This window comes from uncultured Rikenella sp., assembly GCF_910579375.1.
Classification (GTDB): domain Bacteria; phylum Bacteroidota; class Bacteroidia; order Bacteroidales; family Rikenellaceae; genus Rikenella.
This window is the reverse complement of the sequence record NZ_CAJTUJ010000140.1, coordinates 1-4,754: the sequence shown is the minus strand read 5'-3', so window position 1 is coordinate 4,754 and position 4,754 is coordinate 1. Positions and strand designations below refer to the sequence as shown.

Sequence of the window (4,754 nt, the reverse complement as noted above, 5' to 3'; positions counted from 1 at the left end):
TTGTTGGGGTAGTTCCAGCCAGCTTTCGAGTGCCGAGCGGCACCGTTTATTCCGAGAGGCAACGCAACGGAAGACCGTAGCCACGGTAGTCCGCGTTGCAGGGAGTGAGGCTCTGCGCATTGAAGTGCAAGAACCACCCGATGATACCGCTGACCGCAGACGACCAGCTATAGCCGTAGCCACCGACGCCGCCCGGTACGCCCGAAGAGTTACCGCGGTAGCAGCCCGGGGCGCGCCGCCGACACGCGAAAACAGACCGCCCCTCAGAGCGCCGGAATGTCGATCAGCTGCGCCGCAGGCCAGTAAACCCGCAAGTAATCAGCTATGTACGCCCGCGTATCCGCCGCGATGACCGGGTCGCCCGCCGGACAGAGATTCCAGAGCACCCCCGCCACCTCGATCCCCCGCGCCCGGCAAGCCTCGAAACTCAACAGCGTGTGATTCAGGCTCCCCAGCTTCGCCGACGTCACGAAAAGCAACGGCAGCCGCCGCTCCGCCACATAGTCCATCGTGAGGTATTCGCGCCCCCTCTCCGCTGCCGCCGGGAACGGAACCAGCGGCACCGCCAGCCCTCCCGCCCCCTCGACCAGCACGATGTCGTAGAGCCCCCGCAGCCGCTCCGTCGAAGCGTCGATCCGCGCCGTCTCCACCGCGCGCCCCTCCAGCGCCGCCGCTAAGTGCGGCGAGGCCGGAAAACGGTAGACCAGCGGCGCCGTCGTCCCGTCGAGATCCACCTCCTGCAACGGAATCCCCATCAGCCGCCGGTGCAGTTCGATGTCCTCCGAGAGGCCCGTGTTGCCCGTCTGGACGAATTTCTGGGTGATGACCCGCGCCCCCTGCTCCTCGGCCAGGCGACGCGCCAACAGCCCCGTGGCGTAGCTCTTCCCCGCATCGGTGTCGATGCCGCTTACGAAGTAGACGCCGGATGAAAATGGTCTCATGGTTTTTGTGCGATGATGATCGTCGGATGAAAAGTCAAAGTCACTCCCTCCGCCGCGCTTTCGGCAGCCCCGGCACACGCAGCGCGATAATCCGCGTCGAACCGCCGCAGCCGCCCCCGCGCCCACCGCTCCGCCGCCACCGCGTTGACCCCCGTCCGGCTCAGGTGGCGCAGCACCTCCAGCGGGGTCGGGTAGGGCACCGGCTCGATCCGCTCCTCCCGGTCGGTGATTTGTAAGTGATTGGAGATGAAGATTTCGGAGAGCTCCGACAGCGAATAATATTCCAGTCCCAGCCCCGTTGTCGCCGTGATTTCGCGGAAGTTTTCCGGGCCGAACGTCCCCACCGCCAGGAGTCCTCCCCGCCGTAGCCCCCGTGCCGCGCGAGCCGCGAAAGTCGGCAGGTCGTCGAACCACTGCACCGTCGACGCCGTCGCGATCAGGTCGTAGCGCGCCTCGCCGAACGGGAAATGTTCGCCGTCGCCCGCTTCGAAAGCGACCTCCGGCGGCAGAAAACGCCCGCTCTCCGGCACCAGATCGTTCGCCGTCCACGCCGCCTCCGGGAAAAGCGCGACCAGCCGCCGTGTCAGAAATCCCGTCCCCGCACCGATTTCGACCCCCCGCCGCACCGCCTCGGCCGGTATCCGTTCCGCCAGCCGGCCGGCCAGCCGCTCCGCGATCGTCCGCTGCACGACCGCCCCCGTCTCGTAGGTCGCCAGATTCCGTGCGAACCGCCTCTGTAATAACTCTTTATCGTGCTTCATGAATCGAATGCTTCAGGAACTCCCCGTCGGCCAGCGGATAGTGCGGCATCCCCTCCCCGACCGTCACCCGCACCCCCGCCTCCGTCCAGTAGCGCATCATGTTTTCCGGCGGGAAAATCGCATCTTCCGTCCCCGCCACCGCCTCCGTCCAGAAGCCCGCATGCGGCACCGCCGCACCCGCCGCCGTCTCCGCCGCCCCGTCCCGCAGCCGCCGCAGCTCCTCGCCGATCTCCTCCAATCCTCTGGTCGAGCGGTGTTTATAGTACTCCCGCAGCGTCTCCGGCGTGCCGCACATCCGCTCCAGGAAGCGCCCCGTCCCCGCCCCCTCGATGCTCCGGACGGTCACCGCGAAGGCCCGCACCGGAATCCCGTAGGCGTCGTGCACCGGCAGCGGCGTCCCGTTGACCGCCACCGCCCCGTCCCAAATCCCATCCGCCCCGCCGAAAATCCGCTCCGCCGCCCACACGCCGAACGACCAGGCGATCAGGTGTTTGTGCCGGTAAGGCGCTATTTGTGCATAGAGTTCGCGGGCCTCTGCCGCAGAAGGGAGGCTGCGGTAGTCGAAGAGACACAGCAAGTCGTATTCTTGCGGCAGCGCGAGGTGCCTCACCAGTTCGTCCGACCCCGCCCATCCCGCCGCGAAGACGATCACCCCCCGCTCGCTCCGCATCTCCGGCTGCGAATTTATCCAAACTGCCTGCATAATGTGGCGAATTGTTCGATTTTATACGGCGTGTGGCCCGCGCAGAGCGACACCCGCAGCCGCGCCTCTCCCTCCGGCACCGTCGGATGGCGGATCGCCGTCGCCCAAAAACCCTCCGCCTTCAACGTCCCGGCCATGGCCAGTGCCCGTTCGTTGCTCCCCGCCGGAATGGGAACGATTTGCGACTCGTACGGAGTCTCCGGCTCTAAAATCGTGTTGACCAGTGCGATAAGCTCCCGAATCCGCTTCCTCCGCGGCGCGAACTCCGGCATCAGCCCCAGCAGAAACCGCGTCCACTCCAGCGAGATGTCCGGCAGCGCCGTCGAGAAGATCAGCGGCCGCATACGGTTGACCAGCAGTCGTTTGGTCTCTGCCGAGCACCCCACCGCCGCCCCCTGCGAGGCCAGCGCCTTGCCGAACGTCACCACGTGGTAGTCCGCCCGCAAAAGGTGTTCCGGCCGTCCCGCGTTGTAGGCCGCCAGCAAGCCCGCCCCACACCTTTCGTCCTCAGGCCCGTAGACCCCGAACGCGTGCGCCTCGTCCAGGTAGAGCCGGAACCCGTACCGGTGTTGCAGCTCCGCCAGCTCCGCCAGCGGCGCGAAGTCGCCGTCCATGCTGAACAGGCTCTCCGTGACGACGATAATCCGCCCCCCGTGGCCGCGCTGCGCCTCGGTTGCCGTCGCCGCCGCGAGCATCGCTTCGAGGTGCTCCATGTCGTTGTGCCGAAACCTGCGCCACTCGACCCCCGCTCCGCAGAGCCTCAGCCCGTCGATCAGGCTGGCGTGCACCAGCTTGTCCGCCAGCACGAGGTCTCCGCGCTCCGTCACCGCCGGCAGCACCCCCGTATTGACGGCGAATCCCGCCCCCAAGACCAGCGCACGCTCCGTCCCCAACCAATCGGCCACCGCCGTTTCGAGCGCCTCGTAGGCCGGGCTGTTCCCCGTCATCAAGCGCGAGGCCGGATTCCCGAGCAGAAACCGCTCGACATCCGCCTCCAGCAGGAACCGGTTCTGCAACGCCGGCTCGGCCAGCCCCAGGTAGTCGTTCGACGAGAGGTTGTAGTACTCCCGCTCCCCTTCGTAAATATAGGTTCCGACGCTCCGTAACGTACGGAGGCTGCGCAGGTTGCCCTGCGCAGCCAGCGCGTCGAGTATCTGTTGCTCGCGACTCTCTGCCATCCGTTACTCCTCCTCCTGCCATGCCGCCCCCGGCACGATCCGCACCGCTTCCGAAGCCGCGGCGCGCGGCACGATCAGACTGACTTGTCCCTGAATGAACGGCAGCACGCCTCCGCCCGTGGCCCCGTCCACTTCGCATTCGATTCCCCGGCTGCGGAGCAGGTCGGCGTCGAGCCAGGCCTCCTGCGGCGTGGTGTAGCGTTTGATGACGACCAGCCGGCTGCGGTCGTCCTGATTGGGTTGGTGTGTCATAGTCGTATTCCTCCTTCCGGTTCGTAAAGTTTGGGTACGATCTCCAGCTCGTTCCGCCTGAGGCACCAGGCGATGTCCGCTCCCCACCGTTCTCGGATGGTGTGGTAGTGCAGGCAGTGATCCAGCGCGCCTTGCAGGTCGTCTTCGTAGCGTCCGTAGACATCGGCGCACCACCAGGCGATGTCGCTGAGCTCGTACGCATACCGAAGGTTCAAATAGCGTGCCATCATGCCGGCGCACAAGCTGTCTTCGACGGTGAACCGGTCGTGGCGTCCGGAGCAGACGAGAGCGACGTCTTTCTCGAGTTCTCCCAACCGCCTGGCGACGGCGTCGGCGTTGAGCAGGGCGGCGATATAGATTTCGTCGGCGAGCCCTCTGGCGCAGTTCACGGCGCGTGTGCCGTTGGTGGTGCTCATGACGACGGTGGCGTCCCGCACCGCTTGTGGGGTGTACCGCAGGGGGGAGTTGTCGAGGTCGAATCCGTCGATAATCACGGTGTTTCGTTCTCCGCCGAGCAGCACGGGGCCCGGATCACCGGCCGTGCGATGTGCCTGTTCGATTTGGTCTCGGAGCCGGAAGCTCTCTTCGACGCCGGTGACGGGAATGATCTCTCTGGCTCCGTTTCCGAGTGCGGTGACGATGACGGAGGTGGCGCGGAAGACGTCGATAACGGCGACGTTCCGTCCCCGGACTCGTTCTGGGGTGACTTCGGCGGCTGTGGTGATGATATCGACCTGCATGGTGTTGTTTTTGAGTTGGTCACGGGACGAGGTCCCGATATTGTTTTGCTAGCGTCCCGCCCCGGGCTACCGCCGTCGAGACATGGGGACACCGGCCAGTGTCTCCGGCAACGGCTACAGTTGGGCATCGACCGTCAGCGACACCGACGGCATGCATTTAAGTTTCAGCATGGCCTGGC

6 protein-coding genes are annotated in these 4,754 nt (G+C 65.9%); all 6 read right to left on the bottom strand.

The window, feature by feature from the left end:
• Nucleotides 1-263: 263 nt before the first annotated feature.
• From bioD to QZ302_RS08630, 6 genes are read right to left on the bottom strand one after another with little or no spacing between them, the layout of a single operon-like run.
• A complete protein-coding gene (bioD, locus tag QZ302_RS08655) occupies nucleotides 264-941 on the bottom strand; it encodes a dethiobiotin synthase (RefSeq protein ID WP_294594510.1) in 678 nt (225 codons plus the stop codon).
• Nucleotides 938-1,702: a methyltransferase domain-containing protein gene (locus QZ302_RS08650; RefSeq protein ID WP_294594508.1), complete on the bottom strand. Its 765-nt coding sequence runs from the start codon at nucleotides 1,700-1,702 to the stop codon at nucleotides 938-940. Before QZ302_RS08650 ends, bioD begins: the two co-directional genes overlap by 4 nt.
• A complete protein-coding gene (locus QZ302_RS08645) occupies nucleotides 1,689-2,405 on the bottom strand; it encodes a pimeloyl-ACP methyl esterase BioG family protein (RefSeq protein WP_294594506.1) in 717 nt (238 codons plus the stop codon). Before QZ302_RS08645 ends, QZ302_RS08650 begins: the two co-directional genes overlap by 14 nt.
• The gene (locus QZ302_RS08640) at nucleotides 2,387-3,583 is read right to left on the bottom strand and encodes an 8-amino-7-oxononanoate synthase (protein ID WP_294594504.1); all 1,197 of its coding nucleotides are present in this window, start codon (nucleotides 3,581-3,583) and stop codon (nucleotides 2,387-2,389) included. The genes QZ302_RS08645 and QZ302_RS08640 overlap by 19 nt, the downstream gene beginning before the upstream one ends.
• A gap of 3 nt (nucleotides 3,584-3,586) precedes the next feature.
• The gene (locus QZ302_RS08635) at nucleotides 3,587-3,835 is read right to left on the bottom strand and encodes a hypothetical protein (RefSeq protein WP_294594502.1); all 249 of its coding nucleotides are present in this window, start codon (nucleotides 3,833-3,835) and stop codon (nucleotides 3,587-3,589) included.
• Complete coding sequence (locus QZ302_RS08630; RefSeq protein ID WP_294594500.1) at nucleotides 3,832-4,575, bottom strand: 2-phosphosulfolactate phosphatase; 744 nt, start codon at nucleotides 4,573-4,575, stop codon at nucleotides 3,832-3,834. Before QZ302_RS08630 ends, QZ302_RS08635 begins: the two co-directional genes overlap by 4 nt.
• Nucleotides 4,576-4,754: the final 179 nt, after the last annotated feature.

Bases quoted from the DNA above. Each gene is read 5' to 3' on its own strand.
- bioD (WP_294594510.1), bottom strand. From the start codon at position 941: ATGAGACCATTTTCATCCGGCGTCTACTTCGTAAGCGGCATCGACACC.
- QZ302_RS08650 (WP_294594508.1), bottom strand. From the start codon at position 1,702: ATGAAGCACGATAAAGAGTTATTACAGAGGCGGTTCGCACGGAATCTG.
- QZ302_RS08645 (WP_294594506.1), bottom strand. From the start codon at position 2,405: ATGCAGGCAGTTTGGATAAATTCGCAGCCGGAGATGCGGAGCGAGCGG.
- QZ302_RS08640 (WP_294594504.1), bottom strand. From the start codon at position 3,583: ATGGCAGAGAGTCGCGAGCAACAGATACTCGACGCGCTGGCTGCGCAG.
- QZ302_RS08635 (WP_294594502.1), bottom strand. From the start codon at position 3,835: ATGACACACCAACCCAATCAGGACGACCGCAGCCGGCTGGTCGTCATC.
- QZ302_RS08630 (WP_294594500.1), bottom strand. From the start codon at position 4,575: ATGCAGGTCGATATCATCACCACAGCCGCCGAAGTCACCCCAGAACGA.